The 23,845-nt window shown below is 71.6% G+C and carries 16 protein-coding genes; 12 read left to right on the forward strand and 4 right to left on the reverse strand.

Annotated elements, in window-relative coordinates; all coding sequences use genetic code 11:
* Positions 1-2: 2 nt before the first annotated feature.
* Positions 3-581, reverse strand: a complete 579-nt coding sequence (locus I2501_RS05085) for a COG4315 family predicted lipoprotein (protein ID WP_196192599.1) — start codon at positions 579-581, stop codon at positions 3-5.
* A 137-nt stretch (positions 582-718) separates the two neighbouring features.
* On the opposite strand from I2501_RS05085, the gene I2501_RS40145 reads away from it, so the two are divergent.
* The 4 genes from I2501_RS40145 to I2501_RS05105 all read left to right on the forward strand — a co-directional run bounded on the left by I2501_RS40145 (position 719) and on the right by I2501_RS05105 (position 5,930).
* Positions 719-1,252 (forward strand): sigma-70 family RNA polymerase sigma factor, encoded by a 534-nt coding sequence (locus tag I2501_RS40145; RefSeq protein WP_196192600.1) that lies wholly within the window; start codon positions 719-721, stop codon positions 1,250-1,252.
* On the forward strand, positions 1,249-1,956 hold the full coding sequence (locus tag I2501_RS05095) for an anti-sigma factor family protein (protein WP_196192601.1): 708 nt from the start codon (positions 1,249-1,251) through the stop codon (positions 1,954-1,956). Before I2501_RS40145 ends, I2501_RS05095 begins: the two co-directional genes overlap by 4 nt.
* A 168-nt stretch (positions 1,957-2,124) precedes the next feature.
* Positions 2,125-4,026 carry an ABC transporter ATP-binding protein gene (locus I2501_RS05100; RefSeq protein ID WP_196192602.1) on the forward strand — a complete coding sequence of 634 codons (1,902 nt, stop codon included), beginning with the start codon at positions 2,125-2,127 and terminating at the stop codon, positions 4,024-4,026.
* Positions 4,023-5,930 carry an ABC transporter ATP-binding protein gene (locus tag I2501_RS05105; RefSeq protein ID WP_196192603.1) on the forward strand — a complete coding sequence of 636 codons (1,908 nt, stop codon included), beginning with the start codon at positions 4,023-4,025 and terminating at the stop codon, positions 5,928-5,930. The genes I2501_RS05100 and I2501_RS05105 overlap by 4 nt, the downstream gene beginning before the upstream one ends.
* A 127-nt stretch (positions 5,931-6,057) precedes the next feature.
* On the opposite strand, the gene I2501_RS05110 is transcribed toward I2501_RS05105, so the two are convergent.
* Complete coding sequence (locus tag I2501_RS05110; RefSeq protein WP_196192604.1) at positions 6,058-6,843, reverse strand: hypothetical protein; 786 nt, start codon at positions 6,841-6,843, stop codon at positions 6,058-6,060.
* 182 nt (positions 6,844-7,025) lie between these two features.
* Here I2501_RS05110 and I2501_RS05115 point away from each other — a divergent pair, with 182 nt between their 5' ends.
* Together I2501_RS05115 and I2501_RS05120 are read left to right on the forward strand one after the other, a co-directional pair.
* The gene (locus I2501_RS05115) at positions 7,026-7,538 is read left to right on the forward strand and encodes a SigE family RNA polymerase sigma factor (protein WP_196192605.1); all 513 of its coding nucleotides are present in this window, start codon (positions 7,026-7,028) and stop codon (positions 7,536-7,538) included.
* Positions 7,531-8,322: a hypothetical protein gene (locus tag I2501_RS05120; protein ID WP_196192606.1), complete on the forward strand. Its 792-nt coding sequence runs from the start codon at positions 7,531-7,533 to the stop codon at positions 8,320-8,322. Before I2501_RS05115 ends, I2501_RS05120 begins: the two co-directional genes overlap by 8 nt.
* 85 nt (positions 8,323-8,407) lie before the next feature.
* Here the strand turns inward: I2501_RS05120 and glgP are convergent, their stop codons facing one another.
* Positions 8,408-11,098 carry an alpha-glucan family phosphorylase gene (glgP, locus tag I2501_RS05125; RefSeq protein WP_196192607.1) on the reverse strand — a complete coding sequence of 897 codons (2,691 nt, stop codon included), beginning with the start codon at positions 11,096-11,098 and terminating at the stop codon, positions 8,408-8,410.
* 701 nt (positions 11,099-11,799) lie between these two features.
* Between glgP and I2501_RS05130 the strand changes: the two genes are divergently transcribed.
* From I2501_RS05130 to aroA, 5 genes are all read left to right on the forward strand, one after another.
* Positions 11,800-13,932, forward strand: a complete 2,133-nt coding sequence (locus tag I2501_RS05130) for an alpha-1,4-glucan--maltose-1-phosphate maltosyltransferase (RefSeq protein ID WP_196192608.1) — start codon at positions 11,800-11,802, stop codon at positions 13,930-13,932.
* Positions 13,929-15,758 carry a maltose alpha-D-glucosyltransferase gene (gene treS, locus I2501_RS05135; protein ID WP_328806212.1) on the forward strand — a complete coding sequence of 610 codons (1,830 nt, stop codon included), beginning with the start codon at positions 13,929-13,931 and terminating at the stop codon, positions 15,756-15,758. Before I2501_RS05130 ends, treS begins: the two co-directional genes overlap by 4 nt.
* Positions 15,759-15,916: 158 nt before the next feature.
* The gene (locus I2501_RS05140; RefSeq protein ID WP_196192609.1) at positions 15,917-17,479 is read left to right on the forward strand and encodes a maltokinase N-terminal cap-like domain-containing protein; all 1,563 of its coding nucleotides are present in this window, start codon (positions 15,917-15,919) and stop codon (positions 17,477-17,479) included.
* Positions 17,480-17,782: 303 nt separating this feature from the next.
* On the forward strand, positions 17,783-19,972 hold the full coding sequence (gene glgB, locus I2501_RS05145; protein ID WP_328806251.1) for a 1,4-alpha-glucan branching enzyme: 2,190 nt from the start codon (positions 17,783-17,785) through the stop codon (positions 19,970-19,972).
* A gap of 28 nt (positions 19,973-20,000) precedes the next feature.
* Complete coding sequence (gene aroA / locus I2501_RS05150) at positions 20,001-21,239, forward strand: 3-phosphoshikimate 1-carboxyvinyltransferase (RefSeq protein ID WP_196192610.1); 1,239 nt, start codon at positions 20,001-20,003, stop codon at positions 21,237-21,239.
* Positions 21,240-21,266: 27 nt separating this feature from the next.
* Here aroA and I2501_RS05155 read toward each other — a convergent pair whose 3' ends face one another.
* Positions 21,267-21,875: a pyridoxamine 5'-phosphate oxidase family protein gene (locus tag I2501_RS05155; RefSeq protein WP_236045879.1), complete on the reverse strand. Its 609-nt coding sequence runs from the start codon at positions 21,873-21,875 to the stop codon at positions 21,267-21,269.
* A gap of 377 nt (positions 21,876-22,252) precedes the next feature.
* Here I2501_RS05155 and I2501_RS05160 point away from each other — a divergent pair, with 377 nt between their 5' ends.
* Complete coding sequence (locus I2501_RS05160) at positions 22,253-23,746, forward strand: APC family permease (RefSeq protein ID WP_328806213.1); 1,494 nt, start codon at positions 22,253-22,255, stop codon at positions 23,744-23,746.
* The last annotated feature ends 99 nt before the right edge of the window (positions 23,747-23,845 follow it).

Below are 23,845 nucleotides of genomic sequence, written 5' to 3' on the forward strand. Positions count from 1 at the left end.
TGTCAGTACCCGCCGTAGCCGCCGCTGGGCGCGGTCGGGGAGGGCGTCGCGGTGCCGGCCGTGGCCGTGGTCACCGCGTGCCAGCTGAAGGACTGCCCGGAGAAGGAATCCTTCGCGCCCTGCCCGAAGGCGTCACTCGTGGTGGTGTCCCGGGAGAAGGTGTAGACCGGGTGCCCCTCGGCGGTCAGCTGCGTGGTCCCGTCCGGGCGGGTGACCGTGCCGAAGGTGACTCCGTCCACGGAGGCGGGAGTGGACGTGGTGGTGACCGGGACCCAGACGGCGGCGCAGCCTCCGGTGCAGACGATCTTGCCGGTGGTGTCCCGGTTGTCGAAGTAGACGGTCCTGCCGTTGGCCTCGACCACCGTGCCGACGCCGTTCACCGTGTGCGTGGTCAGCGCGAGCGGACTGCTTCCACCGCCGCCGCTCGTCGGCGCGGAGGCAGGTGCGGAGGCCGGGCCGGAGGTCGCTGCCGGAGCGCTGCTCGACGCACTCCCGGACGTCGAGCCGCCGGACGAGCACCCGGCCGCCACTCCCCCGGCCAGCAGCACGGTGGCGGTCACTACGAGAACACGGGTCTTCATGGTCGCCCCCAAGGGCTCGCGGGAATCCTGCCTTCGGCCACGCCGGGACAGCCCGCGGTTCAGTCGGAAACTCCTGCGGTGCGGATTCGTCTCCTCTCCAGCTTGAACCGCCGACCGCCGGAGCGCGTACTGAAGGTGTGGACCACCCACCGACCTCGGACGCGGCGTTCGTCTCCGCGCTCTACGCGCGCTACGGACGGTCGGTGCTCGGACACGTCCTGCGCCTGGTGCACGGCGACTACCAGCGTGCGGAGGACCTCACCCAGGAGACCTTCCTGCGCGCCTGGCAGCACCGCGAGGCGCTCGACCTGGACCGGGCGGGCCCGTGGCTGCACACGGTCGCCCACAACCTGGTGGTCTCGGCGTACCGCAAGACGCAGGCCCGGCCCCCCGAGACGCCGCTGCCGGACGACGACCGCGGCGGCATCGAGGACCTCGGCGGCGAGGCCGAGCTGGACCGGATGCTGGAACGCTGGCAGCTGCTGGAAGCCATGCGCGGTCTGCGCCAGGAGCACCGCGAGGCGCTCATCGAGGTCTACTACCTGCGCCGCACGGTCGCCGAGGCGGCCGAACAGCTCGGCATCCCGCCGGGCACGGTCAAGTCACGCTGCTTCTACGGGCTGCGGGCACTACGGAACGTTCTGGAGGAGAGAGGAGTGACCTCACGATGACGACCTGTCAGGAGAGCGTGCAGTTGGGCGCCTACCTGCTCGGGGCACTCGATCCCGAGGAGCGGTCCGCGATGGAGGCCCACATCTCCACCTGCCCGCACTGCCGCGAGGAACTGCTGGCCATGGCCCCGCTCCCGGGCCTGCTGCGGCACACCCCGTTCGAGGAGCTGGACGAGAGCGCCGCGCTGGCGGAGTCGCTGACGCCGCCGGACGCGACCCTGTCGGCTCCGGCGGGCCACGCGCCGACGGCCTCGGGTGCCCTCGCGCCGACAGCCCCCGTCCCGCAGCGGCCGCCGCGGCGCCGGGTGCTGGTGACCGCCGGACTGGCGCTGGCCGGGGTGGCGGCAGTGGTCGGCGCATGGGTGTATGCCGGGGGCGTGCACAGCGGTACGCCTGCGCCCCCGGCGGCAGCGATGACGTGGACCGGCAGCAACCCGTCCACCCATGTGACCGCGACCGCCGCGCTGACCCCGGAGTCCTGGGGCACCCAGATGGAGCTGTCGCTGGGCAACCTCCCGCCCGGCATCACCTGTCACCTGGTCGTTCACGCCCGCGACGGGCAGAGCGAGACGGCCGGGACCTGGGGCTCGGGCTACGTCGCCAAGGCCGACGTCCCGGCGTCCACCTCGATCGGGCCCTCGGACATCGCGGGCCTGGACGTCGTCGACGGGAGCGGCACGGTGCTGGTCCACGTCCAGGGCTGAGTCCCGGACCGGGGGGACCTGGGGATGTGACCGGGGGGACCTGGGGATGTAAGGGGCGGAAAATAGGGTGAGGGCTGTCAGTGCTCCGGTCTAGGCTCCAAAGACTGTCTTGCGAACCACCCTTACGTCGCCCGTTTCGCCACCTCGTGATCCCTGGATGCAGAGCCGATGACTGAGCTGTCCACCCAGCCGCAGACGTCCCTCGACCCCGACCGACCCGCCCCCGACCGACCCGCCCCCGATTCCCCCGCCCCTCCGAGCGGGCCCGCCGCGAAGGCGGCCGTGCCGAAGCACTCCGCGATCCGGTCGCTGCTCCGGCTCCGCCCCTACGTCCGGCCGATCCGCTGGTACCTGGCCGGTTCGACGCTCGCCGCGCTGCTCGCCTCGCTGGCCGCGCTGGTGATCCCGCTGGTGCTGAAGGACATTGTCGACGGCCCGGTCGCCCACCACGACACCGCCGGGCTCTGGCAGCAGGGCGCGCTGCTGCTGGTGCTGGGCATGATGGAGGCCGGGCTCTTCGGCACCCGCCGCTGGCTGGTGGCCCGCCCGCTGGCCGGCGTCGAACGGCGGATGCGCGGCGACCTCTACGCCAAGCTGCAGAAGCTGCCGGTCTCCTTCCACGACCGCTGGGCCTCGGGGCAGCTGCTCTCGCGGGCCACCTCGGACATGTTCACCATCCGGCTGTTCCTGGCCTTCCCGCTGGTCTTCCTGATCGTCAACTCGATGGTCTTCCTGACCGGCATCGGCATCATGTTCAGCCTGGACTGGCAGTTGGCGCTGATCACGGTGGTCCCCGCGGTGCCGCTGATCCTGCTCTGCTCCTACTTCGAGGGCCGCTACTCCGCCGCCGCCCGGCTCTCCCAGGACCAGAACGGCGATCTGGCCACCGTGCTGGAGGAGTCGGTGCTCGGCATCCGCATCCTCAAGTCCTTCGGCCGCCACCGCACGATGGCCTCCCGCTACCGCGTCCAGGCCGAGCTGCTGCGCGACACCGAGCTGCGCAAGGCGCGGCTGCTGGCCGACCTCTGGGCGGTCATCGTCGGCCTGCCCGAGCTCGCGCTCGGCTGCTCGCTGGCGGTCGGCGTGGTCCAGGTCGCCCACGGCAGCGTCACGGCGGGCACCCTGGTCGCCTTCCTCTCCACGGCGCTGGGCCTGCGCTGGCCGGTCGAGTCCCTCGGCTGGCTGCTCGCCTACAGCAACGAGGCGTCCACGGCGACGGACCGTTTCTTCGAGGTGATGGACACCGAACTAGCCGAAGACCAGGACGAACCCGTCAGCGGCTCGACCGACCTCGCGGACGTCGAGCAGCAGGCCCGCGACGGCATCCGCTTCGAGGACGTCCACTTCCGCTACCCGGACGCCCCGGACGACACCCCGGACCTGCTGCGCGGCGTCGAGCTGCACGTCCGCTCCGGCGAGACCATGGCCCTGGTCGGTCTGACCGGCAGCGGCAAGACCACGCTCACCGCCCTGCTGCCCCGCCTCTACGAGACCAGCGGCGGCCGGATCACCCTGGACGGCACGGACATCCGCGACCTGCCCCGGCCCCGGCTGCGGGAGCTGGTCTCGATGGCCTTCGAGGAGCCGACCCTCTTCTCCGCCTCGGTCCGCGAGAACGTGCTGATGGGCGCGCCCGGCGCGTCGCCCGAGGCGCTCGACCGGGCCCTGGACGTGGCCCAGGCCGGCTTCGTCCGCGGTCTGCCGGAGGGCGCCGGGACGCAGGTGGGCGAGCAGGGGCTGAGCCTCTCCGGCGGCCAGCGTCAGCGTCTCGCGCTGGCTCGGGCGGTGGTCGGATCGCCGCCCTTCCTGGTGCTGGACGACCCGCTCTCCGCACTCGACGTGCACACCGAGGCCCTGGTCGAGCAGGCGCTGCGCGACGTGCTCAAGGGCACGACGGCCCTGGTCGTCGCCCACCGGCCGAGCACGGTCATGCTGGCCGACCGCGTCGCGCTGCTGGCCGACGGCCGGATCGAGGCGGTCGGCACCCATCACGAACTGCTGGAAACGAACCCGGAGTACCGGGAACTGATGTCGGGTGAGCGGGCCGAGGACGGGAGCCTGACGCGATGAGCGTGACCGATACCGAAGAGGCCGAGCTCCTGGAGGAGCTCGAACCGGACCGTGGCGCGCTGGCCGACGAGGACGCCCCCGCCACCGGCAGCGAGGACGGCGAGGACATCCCCGTCCCGCCCGGCGCGCCACGCGCGTTGCTGCGTTCGCTGCTGGGCCCGCACAAGGCGCGGGTCGTCCTCGCGATGCTGATGATCACCGTCCAGCAGGGCGCGCTGCAGGTCGGCCCGCTGCTGGTCTCCTACGCGATCGACCGCGGCATCCCGGCCCTGCAGCACCACGACGCGGGCCCGCTGGTCGCGGTGACGGCCGGTTACCTCGGCTGCGCTGCGGTCGCCACTCTGCTGCAACGTTCCTTCATCCGGCTCTCCGGCGTGCTCAACCAGGCCATCCTGCTGGAGATGCGCCGCCGGATCTTCCGGCACGCCCAGGCGCTGAGCCTGGACTTCCACGAGCGCTACACCTCGGGCCGGATCATCTCCCGTGCCACCAGCGACGTCGACACCGTGCGCGAGCTGCTCAACGAGGGCCTGCAGGAGCTGCTCTCGGTGATCCTGTCGCTGATGTACATCAGCGGCCTGCTGTTGGTGCTGGACTGGCGGCTCGGCCTGGCCTCGCTCTCGTCGATCCTGCCGATCTACTACTTCACCCGCGCGTACCGACGCCGCTCCCAGGCCATCTACCGCCGCTCGCGCACGGCGGTGGCCACCGTCATCGTCCGCTTCACCGAGACGATGAACGGCATCCGCCCGGTCCAGGCGTTCCGCCGCGAGGCCGCCAACGAGCAGGCCTTCGGCGTCGCCAACGCGGACTACGCGGACGCCAACGCGGGCGGTCTGCTGTCGATGGCCCAGTTCGTCGCGACCTCCCGCGCGACGGCCAACATCTGGATCACCGGCGTGGTCGTCTGGGGCGCGTACCTGGTCGCCGACGGCGGGCTGCAGCTCGGTGTGCTGGCCGCGTTCGTCCTGTACCTGCGACGGCTGTTCGACCCGATCGACCAGGTCGCGATGTTCCTCAACAGCTACCAGTCGGCGTCCGCCGCACTGGAGAAGATCGCGGGCCTGCTCGCCCACGAGCCGTCCGTCCCCGAGCCGACCGAGCCGGTCGCCCTTCCCGACCTCGCCAGGTCGGGGCAGGGTGAGCTTGCCGGAATCGCAGAACTCGCCGGACGCACAGTCGACTTCGACGGCGTCTCCTTCGCCTACCGCAACGGCCGCGAGGTGCTGCCGCGCTTCGACCTGCGGATCCCTGCGGGCCAGAGCGTCGCCGTCGTCGGCGCGACGGGAGCCGGCAAGTCGACCCTGGCCAAACTGCTGGCCCGGTTCTACGACCCCTCCTCCGGACGGGTCGCCCTGGACGGCGTCGACCTGCGCGACCTCGCCACGGCGGAGCTGCGACGCGGCGTGGTGATGGTGACTCAGGAGTCGTTCCTCTTCTCGGGAACGGTCGCCGAGAACATCTCCATCGGCCGCCCGGAAGCGACCCGTGAGGAGGTCGAAGCCGCGGCGCGCGCGATCGGAGCGTACGACTTCATCGCGGCGCTCCCGGACGGCTTCGACACCGACGTCCGCAAGCGCGGCGGCCGGATCTCCGCGGGCCAGCGCCAGCTGGTCGCCTTCGCCCGCGCCCTGCTGGCGGATCCGGCGGTGCTGATTCTCGACGAGGCGACGTCCTCCCTGGACGTCCCGGGCGAGCAGGCGGTCCAGCGGGCGATGGCAACGGTCCTGGCCGGCCGTACGGCCGTGATCATCGCCCACCGCCTCTCCACGGTGGAGATCGCCGACCGCGTCCTGGTCATGGACCAGGGCGAGATCGTCGAGGACGGCACGCCGACGGAGCTGATCGCAGGCACGGGCCGCTTCGCCGGTTTGCACCGGGCCTGGAAGGACAGCCTGGTCTAGTGCGGTGACGGGCTGCTGACCTCGCGTCAGGTGCGCGGTGGTGGTGCCCCGGTCAGGTCGGGGCACCACCATCGGTCCCGGGCGGCCGGCAGCGCCGGGCGAACCGGCCCCCTTGAGCCCGCGCGTACTACGGCTTGGCCGTGGGCTCCGTCACCTGGTCGTAGATCTCCTTGCCGGCCGCGTTGTAGGCGTGGACGTACGGGGCCGGGGAGAAGGCGTTGCCTTCGATGCCGGAGAGGGCGGCGGTGTAGACGAATGCGCCGTCGGCCATGACGGCGGGGTACTCGGTCGGGTCCTGGCCGTAGCTGATGGTGACCTTGGCGACGTCGGACGTGTAGTGCCCGGCGCCGAGCGCGAGGTACCGGCCGCCGTCGGCGGGCTCGCCGAAGCTGTCGAAGAACTCGATCAGGTGACCGGTGCCCCACAGGCGGTCGTTGATGAACGTCGGCGGCATGGACATGCTGCTGCCCTTGTCGCCCTTCGCCTCGCACTGCACGTACTGGCGGGCGGAGTTCACCGCGACGACCACACCGTCCGTGTCCTGCGCAGCCACGGACGAACGAACCGCGATCACCGCGTGGTAGTCCGAGGCGTCCGAACCCAGGCAGGAAGCCAGGATCCCGGCCACAGCCCCAGCCCCGATCGGCGTGGTCCTCGTGCTGGCGACGGTGAACGGAACGGGGGTGATGGTCACGCGGGTCGCGGAGACGCCGGTGCTGCCCGAGGCCTTCGAGACTCCGGCCGAGCCGGTGCCGTGCGCCTTGACGGCGGGCGCGGCGGACGGCTTGCCGTGGGCCTTGGCGGCGGGCTGGGCGCCGGGCTGAGCGGTGCCGGTCGCGGCGCTGGCCACTCCGCCTGCCGTCGCGATGGCGGCGGCGGTGGCTGCGATGATCATGATCGGGCGGAGACGCATGAATCCGTGTCCTTTCCTGCGGGCGTCCGGTTGATGCCCGCACCCCGGTACGCCTGCCGATGCCCGTCCGGTCGCACCCCGAGCCTGTGGTCCATGTCACATGCCGTGGATGCGACCTGGGGGCCGTGCTCGTGCGTACAGGCTCAGGTCCTGCCGATCGACAGCACCAGGAGAGGCCCTTGATGACGCCACAGGAGTACGACGCGTTCTACGCCGCGTCCTTCTCCCGCCTGACCGGGCAGCTCTACGCGCTGACCGGCGACTGGTCCGAGGCGCAGGACGTGGTGCAGGAGGCCTTCATCCGCGCGTGGGACCGAAGGCGCACGTTCGACCCGGACGAGGCCCCTGAGGCATGGATCCGGACCACGGCCCGGCGGCTGGCCGTCTCACGCTGGCGACGGCTCGCCCGGGGGCTGCACCTGGCCGGACGTCACCACCGCCATGAACCACCCACCGTCGAGCCGCCCACGGAGGAGCACCTGATGCTGGTCGCCGCGCTCCGCGACCTGCCCGAGGCCCAGCGCAGCGCCATGGTCCTGCACCACATGTGCGACCTGTCCGTCGAGCAGGTCGCGGCCGAGACCGGCGCCAGCGTCAGTGCCGTCAAGAGCCGCCTCGCCCGCGGCCGGACCGCTCTGGCGGCCCGGCTCGGCGACCAGTCCTCGACCAGCGAGGAAGGACGACTTCGTGTCTGACCCCCGCCACGACGCCCTGGGCGACCGGTTGCGGCTGCTCGGCACCCCGGCGCCCGCACCGGCCCTGCCCGCCGCGGAGATCCGCCGCCGCGCCGACCGGCGCCGTCGCCGTCGGCACGCCCTGGGCGCGACTGCGGCCTGCACCGCTGCGGCCCTGTGCCTGGCCCTCGCGTCCGTGCTGAACTCGCCCGAGCCGCTGCACGAGGCAGCCCCCACAGAGACGTCCTCGGTGTCGGCTTCCCCCGGCCTCCCGGTCGAGTCCGCCGTTGCCAGCACGAGGACGACGCCGATCGGGGCTGGGGCTGTGGCCGGGATCCTGGCTTCCTGCCTGGGTTCGGACGCCTCGGACTACCGCGCGGTGATCGCGGTTCGTTCGTCCGTGGCTGCGCAGGACACGGACGGTGTGGTCGTCGCGGTGAACTCCGCCCGCCAGTACGTGCAGTGCGAGGCGAAGGGCGACAAGGGCAGCAGCATGTCCATGCCGCCGACGTTCATCAACGACCGCCTGTGGGGCACCGGTCACCTGATCGAGTTCTTCGACAGCTTCGGCGAGCCCGCCGACGGCGGCCGGTACCTCGCGCTCGGCGCCGGGCACTACACGTCCGACGTCGCCAAGGTCACCATCAGCTACGGCCAGGACCCGACCGAGTACCCCGCCGTCATGGCCGACGGCGCATTCGTCTACACCGCCGCCCTGTCCACCGCACCGACCGCGTACGTCCACGCCTACAACGCGGCCGGCCAGGAGATCTACAACCAGCGGACCGACCACGCCGCCCGGTAGCAGCAGCCCGGCAGCCGTCGGGGTACCAGCGCCCCCGCCTCGATCAGGCGGGGGCGCCGTCATGCGTTCGGTCCCCGACTCGCGGCTACCGCAGGACGCCGTCCGCCAGCCCGGCCATCTCCGCCGGGACGGCGACGAGTCCCAGCTCTGCCTCGTTCGCCAGCAGGCGATGGCTCGGGAGGATCCGGACCGTGTACCCGAACGGGCCGGTGCGGCTCAGCTCCAGCGGGCCCTCGTAGCGCCAGCGGCCGTCGACGTCCGCGCGGTCGGCGGGCTTCAGCGAGACCGTCGCGACGTCCGAGATGACGTCCGCGTCGTCCACCCGGCCCGACACCACCTGCACGTCGACGTCGGACGGGTCCAACCCGTCGAGCCGGACCTGCACCCGCAGGGTGAGCGTGCTGCCCAGCTCCGGCGCGTCCGCGCCGCCCGCCGCCTCGACGTGTTCGACCCGCACCTGGGACCAGCGCGAGCGGATCCGGGACTTCCACTCCGCCAGCTCCCTGGCACCGCAGTACGCCGTCACGACCGCGCCGGGGGCCGCGACCCGCTCCGCGGCCAGCGCGCGGTTCGCCTCCGCCGCCGGGGCGTACAGCCGTTCGACGTACTCGCGGACCATCCGGCCCGCCAGGACCTTCGGGCCGAGCGTGCTGAGCGTGTGGCGGACCATCTGGATCCACCGGCGCGGCAGCCCGTGCGCGTCACGGTCGTAGAAGCGCGGGGCGACCTGATGCTCGATCAGGTCGTACAGCGCCGCCGCCTCGATCTCGTCGCGGCGGTCCTCGTCGGGCTCGCCGTCGGCGGTCGGGATGGCCCAGCCGTTGCTGCCGTCGAACCACTCGTCCCACCACCCGTCGAGCACCGACAGGTTGAGCGCGCCGTTGAGCGCGGCCTTCATACCGGATGTGCCGCAGGCCTCCAGCGGACGGAGCGGGTTGTTGAGCCAGACGTCGCAGCCGGGGTAGAGCTTGGCGGCCATGTCCATGTCGTAGTCCGGCAGGAAGATGATCCGGTGCCGCACCTCCGGGTCGTCCGCGAAGGCGACCAGCTTCTGGATCAGCGCCTTGCCGCCGTCGTCCGCCGGGTGCGCCTTGCCCGCCACCACGATCTGGATCGGCCGGGTCGCGTGCAGCAGCAGGCCGCGCAGCCGTTCGGCGTCGCGCAGCATCAGGGTGAGCCGCTTGTAGGACGGCACCCGCCGGGCGAAGCCGATGGTCAGCACGTCCGGGTCGAGCGCGTCACCCGTCCAGCCCAACTCGGCGACGGCCGCGCCGCGCTGACGCCAGGACGCGCGCACCCGCGCCCGCGCCTCGTCGACCAGCTGGGCGCGGAGCCGACGCCGCATCTCCCAGATCTCGCCGTCGGCGATGGCGTCCAGGCCGTCCCAGCGGCGGGACTCGCCGAGCACCATGGCGTCCTCGATCCGCTCGGCGCCCAGCTCCCTCGCGGCCAGCCGGACCACCTCGGGGTCGATCCAGGTGGCCGCGTGGACGCCGTTGGTGATCGAGGTGATCGGCACCTCGGCCGCGTCGAAACCGGGCCAGAGGCCGTTGAACATGGAGCGGCTCACCTGGCCGTGCAGCAGGCTGACGCCGTTGGCGCGCTGGGCCAGGCGCAGGCCCATCGCGGCCATGTTGAACAGCGCCGGATCACCGCCGGGCCAGCTCTCCGCGCCGAGCGCGAGCACCCGGTCGACGGGGACGCCGCCGAGCGGCTCGCCGGAGCCGACCGGGCCGTCGGTGGCGAAGTGACGGTGGACCACGGACCGGTCGAACCGGTCGATGCCCGCCGGGACGGGCGTGTGGGTGGTGAAGAGCGTGCCCGCCCGCACTGCCTCCAGCGCGGCGTCGAAGTCGAGACCCGCGCCGCCGTCTTCCGCCGGACGAGTGAGTTCGCGGATGCGTTCGACGCCGAGGAATCCGGCATGCCCCTCGTTGGTGTGGAAGACCTCGGGGTCGGCGTGGCCGGTCAGCCGGCAGAAGGTGCGCACCGCGCGGACGCCGCCGATACCCAGCAGCATCTCCTGGAGCAGCCGGTGCTCGCTGCCACCGCCGTAGAGGCGGTCGGTCACGTCACGGGCTCGGGAGTCGTTCTCCTCGATGTCGGAGTCGAGCATCAGCAGCGGGACCCGGCCGACCTGGGCCCTCCAGATCTGCGCCTGCAGCGAGCGGCCGCCGGGCAGGCCGAGGGCGACGGTGCAGGGGCTGCCGTCCTCCTCGCGCAGCAGGCTGACGGCCAGCTCGTTCGGGTCGAGCAGCGGGTAGCGCTCCTGCTGCCAGCCCTCGCGGGACAGTGACTGGCGGAAGTAGCCGTGCCGGTAGAGCAGGCCCACCCCGATGATCGGCACGCCCAGGTCGCTGGCGGCCTTGAGGTGGTCGCCCGCCAGGATGCCGAGGCCGCCGGAGTACTGCGGCAGGGTGGCGGTGATCCCGAACTCGGGCGAGAAGTAGGCGATGGCCCGGGGCAGCTCGCGGTCGGACTGCTGCTGGTACCAACGGGTGCCGGTCAGGTAGTCGCGCAGGTCCTCGTGGGCGTCGTGCAGGCGGCGCAGGAAACGGCGGTCGGCGGCGAGTGCGGCCAGGCGCTGGCCGGAGACCACGCCGAGCAGCCGCACCGGGTCGCATCCGGTCGACTCCCAGACCTCGGGATCGACGGAGCGGAACAGCTCGCGCGTCTCGGGGTGCCAGGACCAGCGCAGGTTGAGCGCCAATTCACCCAGGGCCTGGAGGGGTTCGGGGAGGACGGTGCGGACCGTGAAACGTCGGATTGCCTTCACCCCAGCGACCATAGCCGCGCCCACTGACCCGACGTTAGCGGCGCAGCGCGGCACTGCCCGCCGTTCGGCGCATTGGTGCGATCGGAGGCGTCAAGCTTCACTCTTCCGGGGGTACGGCACGCGCGGGCGCACGCCGGAGTGAGGGGGCGCGCGGTCGTAGTAATTCACACCGCCGACATACGGCTGTCCGCCCGCGCGCGACCAACTGCCTTGATCTGTGGCCGAAATGAGTGGCTACTGGCACGTAGCGCGGCCCGGCGGTGCGAGGATCGAAGCAGGTCGGAATGGACGCACCGGGCTGTTGACGCCGGATGCGGAACGCCCGCGTCTGCGTGTCCAGCTGTCCCGCGCGATCGTTGTCAACACGACGGCGTTCGACCGACGGCGGGTTGCCCGGCGGGGCGACCGGGGAAGGCTCTCTGCGGTCCTCCTTTTGGCGCTCCGCCAGGCATCTTCGCAGATCATCACAGTGCGTCACCCTTCACCCTGCGTCATCGAACTCCGTGCGGCGTTACCGCTTTTGCACGAGCTTCGCCTGGTTTCATGGATTTGTTCGCTTTTCGGTTCTTCTGCTTGACGGCCCGTTTGCTCGCTTGCTCACCAGCTCGCCGGCGCGCTTTCGCACTCACTCGAGATCGCAGCTTGGAGCCTCGATGACCCGCCCGCCTCGCCAAACCACCCGGAAGGACGACCCCCCTCAGATGATCGGCCGGATTCCCGTACTGGATGTGACCCCTTCGGTGGACTGCGGCCGACGGCCGGCCAAGTCCGTGGTGGGCGAGGCGTTCGAAGTCAGCGCGACGCTGTTCCGCGAGGGCCATGACCTGATCGGCGCCAACGTCGTCCTGCGCGACCCGCGTGGCCGCAGCGGCCCCTGGACGCCGATGCGCGAGCTGGCGCCCGGCACGGACCGGTGGGGCGCCCGGATCACGGCGCACACGCCGGGCCGCTGGACCTACACGGTCGAGGCCTGGGCGGATCCGGTGGCGACCTGGGAGCACGCGGCCCGGATCAAGATCGCCGCAGGCGTCGACGTCGGCCTGATGCTGGAGGAGGGCGCGCTGCTGCTGGACCGCGCCGCCGCCGGGGTGACCAAGAAGGACGGCAAGGCCCACGTGCTGGCCTCGGCGGAGACGCTGCGCGCCACGGAACCGGCCATGGCGCCGATGGACCGTCTGGAGGCCGCCCTGACGCCGGAGCTGGCGGCAGCGCTGGCCCGGCACCCGCTGCGGGAGCTGGTCTCCGCGTCCCGGCCGGTGCCGCTCCAGGTGGACCGGCGCCGGGCGCTGTACGGGTCCTGGTACGAGTTCTTCCCGCGCTCGGAGGGCGCACAGGTCGATCCCGAACGCCGCAGTGCGCCGGTTTCGGGCACGCTGCGCACGGCGGCCGAACGGCTTCCGGCCGTCGCGGAGATGGGCTTCGACGTCGTCTACCTGCCTCCCGTTCACCCGATCGGCCGTGCGTTCCGCAAGGGTCCGAACAACACCCTGGACGCGGGCCCTGCCGATGTCGGCTCGCCGTGGGCGATCGGCTCCCAGGAGGGCGGGCACGACGCGATCCACCCCGACCTGGGCACGCTGGAGGACTTCGACGCCTTCGTCGCCCGCGCGGCCGAGCTCGGCATGGAGGTCGCCCTCGACTTCGCGCTCCAGTGCTCCCCCGATCACCCCTGGGTGGAGAAGCACCCGGAGTGGTTCACCGAGCGGGCCGACGGCACCATCGCCTACGCCGAGAACCCGCCCAAGAAGTACCAGGACATCTACCCCGTCAACTTCGACCGGGACTTCGACGGCATCGTGGCCGAGACCGTCCGGCTGCTGCGCCACTGGATGTCCCACGGCGTCCGGATCTTCCGGGTCGACAACCCGCACACCAAGCCCGTCGTCTTCTGGGAGAAGGTGCTCGGCGAGATCGCCCGCACCGACCCGGACGTGCTGTTCCTGGCCGAGGCGTTCACCCGCCCCGCGATGATGCACACCCTGGCCAAGGTCGGCTTCCACCAGTCCTACACCTACTTCACCTGGCGTAACACCAAGCAGGAACTGACGGAGTACCTGACCGAGCTGTCGGGCGAGGCCGCCGCGTACATGCGGCCGAACCTGTTCACCAACACGCCCGACATCCTGCACGCCTACCTGCAGCACGGCGGCCGCCCCGCGTTCGCGATCCGCGCGGTCCTGGCCGCCACCCTCTCCCCGAGCTGGGGCGTCTACTCCGGCTACGAGCTGTACGAGAACGCCCCCGCGCACCCCGGCTCCGAGGAGTACCTGGACTCGGAGAAGTACCAACTCCGCCCCCGCGACTGGTCGCGGACGGACACCCTCGCACCGCTGCTGACCACCCTCAACCGGCTCCGGCGCGAGCATCCTGCCCTGCAGGAACTGCGCGACCTGCGTTTCCACCCCATCGACAACGACCAGCTCCTCGCCTTCTCCAAGCGCGGCGGGGAGGGCGAGTCGGCCGACGAGGTCCTCGTCGTGGTCAACCTCGACCCGCACCGGGCCCACGAGGGCACGCTCACCCTGGATCCGGACGCGCTCGACACCCCGGCGCTCGACACCCCGGCAGGGGACGCCGCGGCCGGGCACGCCGGACCGGGCCACCCGTCCCACGCCCACGCCCACGCGACGGAGGGTGCCACCGGCCAGGCCCACGGAGCGACCCTGACGGTCGGTCAGCCGACTGCCGCTCAGCGGGCGGGCGCGGAGCCCGTGATCGAGGTCCACGACGAGCTCACCGGCGAGACCTACCGATGGGGACGCCACAACTACGTCCGGTTGGACCCCCACACCCGGCCGGCACACATCCTCACGGTCCGGAGGGCCACCCAGTGATCGTCAACGAACCCGTCCCCGACACCTTCGCCGACACCCCGCAGCGCGACCGCGACCCGGAGTGGTTCAAGCGCGCCGTCTTCTACGAGGTCCTGGTGCGCAGCTTCCAGGACAGCAACGGCGACGGCGTCGGCGACCTCAAGGGACTGACCTCCAAGCTCGACTACCTCCAGTGGCTGGGTGTGGACTGCCTCTGGCTGCCGCCGTTCTTCGCCTCGCCGCTCCGTGACGGCGGCTACGACGTGGCCGACTACACGGCGGTGCTGCCCGAGTTCGGCGACCTGGCCGACTTCGTCGAGTTCGTCGACGCCGCCCACCAGCGCGGCATGCGCATCATCATCGACGTCGTCATGAACCACACCAGCGACCAGCACCCCTGGTTCCAGGCCTCCCGCACCGACCCGGACGGCCCGTACGGCGACTACTACATGTGGGCGGACAACGACAAGCTCTACCAGGACGCCCGCGTCATCTTCGTCGACACCGAGACCTCCAACTGGACCTACGACCCGGTCCGCAAGCAGTACTTCTGGCACCGCTTCTTCTCCCACCAGCCGGATCTCAACTACGAGAACCCGAAGGTCCAGGAGGAGATGCTGGCGGCGCTGCGGTTCTGGCTGGACCTGGGCATCGACGGCTTCCGCCTCGACGCGGTGCCCTACCTCTACGCCGAGGACGGCACCAACTGCGAGAACCTCCCCGCGACGCACGAGTTCCTCAAGCGCGTGCGCACGGAGATCGACCGCGAGTACCCGGACACCGTGCTGCTGGCCGAGGCCAACCAGTGGCCGGAGGACGTCGTCGACTACTTCGGCGACTTCTCCTCCGGCGGCGACGAGTGCCACATGGCGTTCCACTTCCCGGTCATGCCGCGGATCTTCATGTCGGTGCGACGCGAGTCGCGCTACCCGGTCTCGGAGATCCTCGCCAAGACCCCGGCCATCCCCTCCGGCTGCCAGTGGGGCATCTTCCTGCGCAACCACGACGAGCTGACCCTGGAGATGGTCACCGACGAGGAGCGCGACTACATGTACGCGGAGTACGCCAAGGAACCGCGGATGCGCGCCAACGTCGGCATCCGGCGTCGGCTGGCCCCGCTGCTGGACAACGACCGCAACCAGATCGAGCTCTTCACCGCGCTGCTGCTCTCCCTGCCCGGCTCGCCCGTGCTCTACTACGGCGACGAGATCGGCATGGGCGACAACATCTGGCTCGGCGACCGCGACGGTGTCCGCACCCCGATGCAGTGGACGCCGGACCGCAACGCCGGCTTCTCCGCCGCCGACCCGGGCCGGCTCAACCTGCCGGCCATCATGGACCCGGTCTACGGCTACCAGGTGACCAACGTCGAGGCGCAGATGGCGAACCCCAGCTCGCTGCTGCACTGGACCCGCCGCATGATCGAGATCCGCAAGCTCAACCCGGCCTTCGGCCTGGGCTCGTACTCCGAGCTGCCGTCCAGCAACCCGGCGGTCCTCGCCTACCTGCGCTCCTACGGCGACGACCTGGTCATGTGCGTCAACAACTTCTCGCGGTTCGCCCAGCCGACCGAGCTCGACCTGCGCGAGTTCGAGGGGCTGCATCCCGTCGAGCTGATCGGCGGGGTGCGGTTCCCGGCGATCGGTGAGCTGCCCTACCTGCTGACCCTCGGCGGGCACGGCTTCTACTGGTTCCGTCTGCGCCCGGGAGACCCCCAGGCCACCGGATCCGGCTCGGCGGCGACCACGGCTGCGACCGTGACCGCCACCGTGTCCGCGACCGTCCCGCCGACCGGCGCAGCTCGCCTCGCCAACGGTCGACCAGCACCGCTGCCCGGCCTCCGCTAGCGCCGCGCCGGGCTCGCGCGTCCCCCGTCCTGCCCAACGACGTCCCCCGACGGGCGTGCCAACGATGCCCACGCCCTCACATTCCGGAAAAATGGTTCAACCGGCGATCAACCACCCTTGGTCGCCGGTTGCGCCGGCCTCTCCGGGGAAAGGGAGAAATGTCCGACACCTCCCGACCGCGTGCCGTCACCTCTCCTGTCCCAGCAGCCTCGGCCGTCGGCTTCGGCCCGCTCGTGGCGGCGACACTGCCGTTGCTGCGCGACTGGCTGCCGCGTCAGCGCTGGTTCGCGGGCAAGGGCCACCCGATCACCGCGATCACCCCGGTGGCGACCACTCTGCTGCCCGGACCGACGGGACTGGCCCGCGGCACCGGCGTCCTGCTGCATCTGCTGCTCCGCGTCGACCAGCACAACGCCAGCGGCGGGGCGCCCCTCAACGACATCTACCAACTGCTGCTCGGCGCCCACCCCGACGGGCTGCCCGGGATCGGCAGCGACACGGCCGTGATCGGCCGGATCACCAGCGGCCCCTACGACGGGCTGGTCACCTACGACGCAGCCTACGACCCGGCACTGACACGTCGTCTGCTGGCGCTGCTCTCCTCACCGCAACGGCTCGGGCCGCTGCGGTTCTCCACGCTCGGGGACCGTCCCCCCGCGCCCGCGGCCGGGCGGGTGGGCACGGCGGAGCAGAGCAACACCTCGATCATCTACGACGCGGGCGGCCCGACCGACGCGGCGATCCTCAAGCTCTTCCGCCGGGTCAGTCCCGGCCTCAACCCGGATCTGGAGCTCTCGCTGGCCCTCGGCCGGGCCGGGAGCAGCCGGATCCCGACGCCGGTGGCCTGGTTCGAGGCCGAGCTGCCGGACGCACCGGACGAAGCTCCGGCCACCCTGGGCCTGCTCCAGCACTACATGCGGGCCGCGGAGGACGGCTGGGAGCTGGCGCTCCGTCAGATCGCGATGCTGGACGCGGACCCCTCCCGGGTCGGCCATTTCGCCGCAGAGTCGTTTCTGCTCGGCCGGGCCACCGCCGACGTCCACCTCGCCCTGGCCCGCAGCCTGCCGGTCGCGGTGCTGCGCCGCGCCGAGATCGAGGAGATGGCGGAGGCGATGGCGCTCCGTCTGGACGCCGCCGTGCTCGCGGTCCCGCAGCTGGCCCCGCACCGCTCCGCGCTGCGGCAGATCTTCCGCGACCTGTCCGCCTCCGCCCGGGACGGCCTGCGGCTGCGGGTCCAGCGCGTCCACGGCGACCTGCACCTCGGGCAGGCGCTGCGCAGCACCCGCGGCTGGGTGCTGCTCGACTTCGAGGGCGAACCGGCCAAGACCCTGGAGGAGCGCCGCAAGCCGCAGCCCGCCGTCCGCGACGTCGCGGCGATGCTGCGCTCCTTCGACTACGCCGCCGCGCACGCCGTCATGGCCGAGCCGTCCGTGGCCGCGGCCTGGGCGGCGCGCAACCGCGAGGCGTTCTGCGCCGGCTACGCCGCGACGGGAGCGCCCGATCCGACGCTGGACCCGGTGCTGCTGCGTGCCTTCGAGACCGACAAGGCGGTCTACGAGGTGGTCTACGAGGCCCGCCACCGCCCCGACTGGGTCTCCATCCCGCTGACGGCCTGTGCCCGCCTGGCCGCCTCGGTCACCGAGCTGACGGAGAGTGCGAACGGCTCCGTCGCTCCCCCGCTGTCCCACCCCACGACGCCCACAATCCCACGGGAGGCATAGATCGTGACCGCGTTCGACGTACCCGACACCTTTCTCGCCGCCGTACCGGCCATCCTCAAGGCCGCGACCGGCGGGGCCACGCACGGCGGCGCCAGGACCGGCAGCGCCGCGGGCGGCGGTGCCGTCACGGACGCCGCCGTCGCGGTCGACGCGGTCACGAGCGACTCGCCGGACCTCACCCCGAAGCCCTTCGCGCCCGGCCCGGTAGCACCCGAGCCGGTCGCGCCCGCCCCGTTCGCGCCTGACCCGGTCACACCCGACCCGGTCGCAGACGCCCCCGTCGCGGCCGACGGCGCGATCCGGGTGCCGGAGGCCCCGCTCGCGCCCGGCGAGGTGGAGCGGCTGGTCGGCGGCTGGCACCACGACCCGCACGGCCTGCTGGGGTCGCACGACTCGGCCACCGGAACGGCCGTCCGCGTGCTGCGCCCGCTGGCCGAACGGGTCGTGGTGGACACCGGCATCGCCCGCTACGAGCTGACGCACCAGCAGGACGGCTTCTTCACCGGCCTGCTGCCCCGCACCGCCGTCACCGAGGGCTACCTGCTCCGGGTCACCTACGCCGGCAAGGAGTTCGAGCAGGAGGACGGCTACCGCTTCCTGCCGACCGTCGGCGAGACCGACCTGCACCTGATCGGCGAGGGCCGCCACGAGCAGCTGTGGCAGGCCCTCGGCAGCCACGTCCGGGTGCTGGACGGCGTGGCGGGTGTCGCCTTCTCCGTCTGGGCGCCGAACGCGTCCGGGGTGCGGCTGGTCGGTGACTTCAACGGCTGGAACGGCGCCGCGCACCCGATGCGCTCGCTCGGCATCAGCGGCGTCTGGGAGCTCTTCGTCCCGGGCATCGGCGAGGGCACCAGCTACAAGTACGAGATCGCCACCCGCGACGGCCGCCGCCTGCAGAAGGCCGACCCGCTGGCCCGCGCCGCCGAGTGCCCGCCGGCGACCGCGTCCGTGGTCACCGAGTCGCACTACTCCTGGCAGGACGCGGAGTGGATGGCCTCGCGCGGCAGGCTGCCGCACCACCAGGGGCCGTTCAGCGTCTACGAGGTGCACCTGCCGTCCTGGCGGCCGGGGCTGAGCTACCGTCAGCTGGCCGAGGTGCTGCCCGCCTACGTCCACGACCTGGGCTTCACCCATGTCGAGCTGATGCCGGTGATGCAGCACCCCTTCGACGGCTCCTGGGGTTATCAGGTCACCGGCTTCTACGCGCCCACCTCGCGCCTGGGCTCCCCGGACGACTTCCGCTTCCTCGTCGACGCGTTCCACCAGGCCGGGATCGGTGTGATCGTCGACTGGGTGCCCGCGCACTTCCCCAAGGACGAGTGGGCGCTGGCGCAGTTCGACGGCGCGCCGCTCTACGAGCCGGCCGACCCGCGCCGGGCCGAGCACCCGGACTGGGGCACGCTGGAGTTCGACTACGGCCGCACCGAGGTCCGCAACTTCCTGGTCGCCAACGCCGTCTACTGGGGCGAGGAGTTCCACGTCGACGGTCTGCGGGTGGACGCGGTGGCCTCCATGCTCTACCTCGACTACTCCCGCGAGAACGGCGAGTGGGCTCCCAACGAGCACGGTGGCCGGGAGAACTGGGACGCCGTCAGGTTCCTGCAGGAGATGAACGCCACCGTCTACCGCCGCTGCCCCGGCGTCGTCACCGTCGCGGAGGAGTCCACCGCCTGGACCGGCGTCACCGCGCCGACCGACCACGGCGGGCTCGGCTTCGGCCTGAAGTGGAACATGGGCTGGATGCACGACTCCCTCGTCTACATGAGCAAGGAGCCGGTGCACCGCAAGTTCCACCACAACGAGATGACCTTCTCGATGGTGTACGCGTACAGCGAGAACTACGTGCTGCCCATCTCGCACGACGAGGTGGTGCACGGCAAGCAGGCGCTGGTCTCCAAGATGCCCGGCGACTGGTGGCAGCAGCGCGCCAACCACCGCGCCTACCTCGGCTACATGTGGGCCCATCCGGGCAAGCAACTCCTCTACATGGGCCAGGAGTTCGCCCAGGGCGCGGAGTGGGACCACCACGAGGGCCCGCAGTGGTGGGTGCTGGACGAGCAGTGGCCCGCCCACGCCGAGCACGCCGGCGTCCGCGACCTGGTCCGCGACCTGAACCGGATCTACCAGGACACCCCGGCGCTCTGGCAGCAGGACACCGACCCGGCCGGTTTCGCCTGGCTGGACGGCGGCGCGGCGGACGACAACGTCTTCTCCTTCGTCCGCTTCGACACGATGGGCCGCCCGCTGGTCTGCGTCAGCAACTTCTCGCCGGTCGTCCGCCACGGTTACCGGGTCGGGCTGCCGACGGTCCGGGCGGACGTCCGGGACGCGCGCTGGCTGGAGGTCCTCAACACCGACACGCCGGTCTACGGCGGCGGCGGGATCGGCAACCCCGACCCGATCAAGGCCGAGCCGGTCGAGTGGAACGGCCGGGACACCAGCGCGGAGCTGACCCTGCCGCCGCTGGCCACCATCTGGTTGAGTCCGGCCTGACCGGCGGGCGGCCCGTATCCTCACGGGCATGACCGTCGTGCAGATCCCCGGCTCCAAGTCCGTCACCGCCCGCGCCCTCTACCTGGCGGCGGCTGCCGAAGGCACCACCACGCTGCGGCAGCCGCTGCTGTCGGACGACTCCGAGGGCTTCGCCGAGGGCCTGATCGCCCTCGGCTACGCGGTGGACCGGCAGCCGGGTGTCTGGACGATCGAGGGCCGCCCGGCCGGTCCGGCGGTCGACGCGGCGGACGTGTTCTGCCGGGACGGCGCGACCACCGCCCGGTTCCTGCCCGCGCTGGCGGCGACCGGGCACGGCTCGTTCCGCTTCGACGCCTCCGCGCAGATGCGCCGCCGGCCCCTCGGCCCGCTGACGCAGGCGCTGCGCGAGCTCGGCGTCGACCTCCGCCACGAGGAGAAGGAGGGTCACCACCCGCTGCGGATCGAGGCGTCCGGCATCAAGGGCGGGTCGATCACCCTGGACGCGGGACTCTCCTCGCAGTTCCTGACCGCGCTGCTGCTCACCGGCCCGCTGACGGCCGAGGGCCTCGACATCACGGTGACCGACCTGGTCTCGGTCCCCTACGTCGAGATCACGCTGGCGATGATGAACCGCTTCGGCAACCCGGCCCGGCGCGAGGGCGACACCTTCGTGGTCCCGCCGGTCCGCTACACCGCGACGGACTACCTGATCGAGCCCGACGCCTCCACCGCCAGCTACGTCTTCGCGGCGGCGGCGCTGACCGGGAACTCGGTCACCGTCCCCGGCCTCGGCACCGGTTCGCTCCAGGGCGACCTGCGCTTCGCCGAGGTGCTGGGCGAGATGGGCGCGGACGTGTCGATCACCGCGGAGGCGACGACGGTCACCGGCACCGGCACGCTGCGCGGCATCACCGTCAACATGCGCGACATCTCCGACACGGTCCCGACCCTGGCCGCCATCGCGCCCTTCGCCGACGGCCCGGTGCGGATCGAGGACGTCTACAACACGCGGATCAAGGAGTGCGACCGCCTGGCCGCGTGCGAGCAGAACCTCGCGGCCCTGGGCGTGCCGGTCGCAACCGGCCGCGACTGGATCGAGATCCACCCGACGCAGCCGCAGGGCCCGGTGGAGATCGCCTGCCACGGCGACCACCGGATCGCGATGTCGTTCAGCGTCGCCGGCCTCCGGGCCGAGGACATCACCCTGGACGACCCGGGCTGCGTCAAGAAGACCTTCCCCGGCTTCCACCAGGCCCTCGCCGAGCTCCGCGCGGAGTGGGGGGTCTGACCCGCTCGGAGGATCACTCGTAGCGCGTCAGGCCGTCCGCAGCGCCGCGATGTGGTCGGGCAGGGTGATGCCGTCCGCCAGGTCCGGCGCGGGGACGGGGGCGTCGAAGACGGTGCGGATCGGGACGTTGCCCGCCCACAGGCCCAGCTCGGCGTCGGGTCCTTCGCCGTCGTCGGGCGGGCCGACGGAGATCTTGACGGAGGCCTCGGCCAGGTCCAGCGCGAGCAGCGTGGTGGCGGCGAGCTCCTTGCGGTTGGGTCGCCGGGCGTAGTCCCACTGGCCCGGCGCGCACTGTTCGGAGAGCACCCGCAGGCCCTCCAGCTTCTCCTCGTCCGCGAGCACGCGCGGGACGCCGTAGACCATCGCGCAGCGGTAGTTGACGCTGTGCTCGAACACCGAGCGGGCCAGGACCAGTCCGTCCACATGCGTGACGGTCACGCACAGCTCGGCGGCAGGGTCCTGCTGCAGGCTGCGGCTGGCGACGGAGCCGTGGAAGTAGAGCGTGTCCCCGGTCGCGCCGTAGACCGTGGGGACCACCATGGGCGTGCCGTCCACGACCACTCCGAGGTGGCAGACGAAGCCGGCGGCCAGTACCGCGTCCAGATCGGCCTTGCGAACGCTGCCGTTCTCGCGCATTCGGCGATGACGCGTCCGTTCGGTAACCGCGAGTTCTGACATCTTCCACTCTTCCGCACGACGGTTTTCGTTTCCTATTTGCGATCCTGCCACGGAATCCGCATTCCTGGAAGCGACATAAACGAATTCCGCCAAAGCATTGCCAGCCTTGGTCCGCTGACGGCACCATGTGGCACGCGCTGGCACCAGAGGTGACCGAGCGGTGATCCCGCCTCCGGAAACTCAAGCGAAACAAGGCTGTTGCCCAGCTTGCTCTCCCACCTGCTTGAGTGCGGCTGCGACGTCCCCCCGCGCCGCTTCCCCCGCACCACCGTTCCCCCCGTGCCGCGACCGGCCCTGCCCCCACGCTCCCCTCGGTCGCGGAGGAAAGGTCCCCCGTGAGCGAGTACACCCCGACCGAGACCAGAGGCCTGAAGGCCAATGTCCTCGGTACCTTCGACACCATCGTCATGGCCATCGCGGGCAGCGCCCCGGCCTACTCGCTGGCAGCGAGCACGGTCGCCCTGCTCGCCGCGGCCGGACTGTTCAGCCCCGCCGCGCTGCTGTGGTGCGCCATCCCGATGCTGGGCATCGCCTGGGCCTTCAACTACCTGGGCCGGCTGGACGTCAACGCGGGCGCCAGCTACTCCTGGGTCGGCCGCGCGCTGCACCCGGCGCTCGGCTTCACGGCGGGCTGGTCGCTGGTCGTCTCGGCGCTGATCTTCATGGTCGCGGGCTCGCTCCCGGCCGGCCAGTACACCCTCTCGCTCTTCTCGGCCTCGCTCTCCAACAACACCTGGGCCTGCGTGGGCGTCGGCGCCTTCGTCTTCCTGGTGATGGCGCTGCTGGTGCTGCTCGGCGCGCGGATCACCGCGCACGCGCAGTGGATCATGACCGGCATCGAGGTGCTGATCCTGGCGGGCTTCGGCATCGCCGCGCTGATCCACGGCGGCAGCGCGGCCCACTTCCAGTGGTCCTGGCTGTGGGGCTTCGGGCACTTCGGCGGCTTCAAGGGCTTCGCCGGTGCGGCGCTGGTGGCGGCCTTCTACTTCTGGGGCTGGGACGTCACCGCCAACCTGAGCGAGGAGACCACGGACTCGCAGAAGAACTCCGGCATGGGCGGCCTGCTCGGTGTCGCGGCGGTCTTCGCGCTCTTCGAGATCGTCACCATCGCGGTCAACATGATGGTGAGTCAGAAGGACATAGCCAACGGCGCTCCGTTCCTCAACACCCTCGGCGAGGCGGTCTGGCCGGGCGCGGGCGGCAAGATCATGGTGCTGGCCGTCGTCCTCTCCACCGTCGCCACGCTGGAGACGACGCTGATCCAGGTCAGCCGGTCGCTCTTCGCCATGGGCCGCGACAAGACCCTCCCCGCCGTCTTCGGCCGCACCCACGCACGCTGGCAGACGCCGTACATCGGCCTGGCCGTCGTGGTGGTCGTCTCGCTGGGTCTCTTCGTGGCCTCCAGCGCGCTGGGTTCGGTCACCAAGATCCTCAACGACGCGGTGGCCGCCATCGGTCTGCAGATCTGCGTCTACTACGCGCTGGCCGGGATCGCGGTGGTCGTCGCCTACCGCAAGGTCGCCTTCAAGTCGCTGCGCAACCTGATCTTCGTCGCCGTCTGGCCGGGCGCGGGCGCGGTCTTCATGGGCTTCCTCTTCGTCGAGAACTGCATGAACCTGCCGCTGACCCAGATCCTGATCGGGCTCGGCGCGTTGGCGATCGGCATCGTCCCGCTGGCCGTCTACTGGGCCAAGGGCAGCGAGTTCTACACCAACCCGGGCGCCCGCCTGGACGCCGCGGTGGCCGAGGCGGTCGACGCCGAGTTCGGCGGCTCGAACCTGGCCACCGCCACATCCGACTCGACCGGCTCGATGGCCACCGACCTGTAGCCTCCCGCGCTACCCCGCAGCGCGCGCCCCACCCGCGCAACCGCACAACCCCCGCACCTGGAACCGCATCCCGGACACCGGCGTCCACTCACCGATCGA

The sequence above is a fragment of the Streptacidiphilus fuscans genome (assembly GCF_015690355.1).
Classification (GTDB): Bacteria; Actinomycetota; Actinomycetes; order Streptomycetales; family Streptomycetaceae; genus Streptacidiphilus; species Streptacidiphilus fuscans.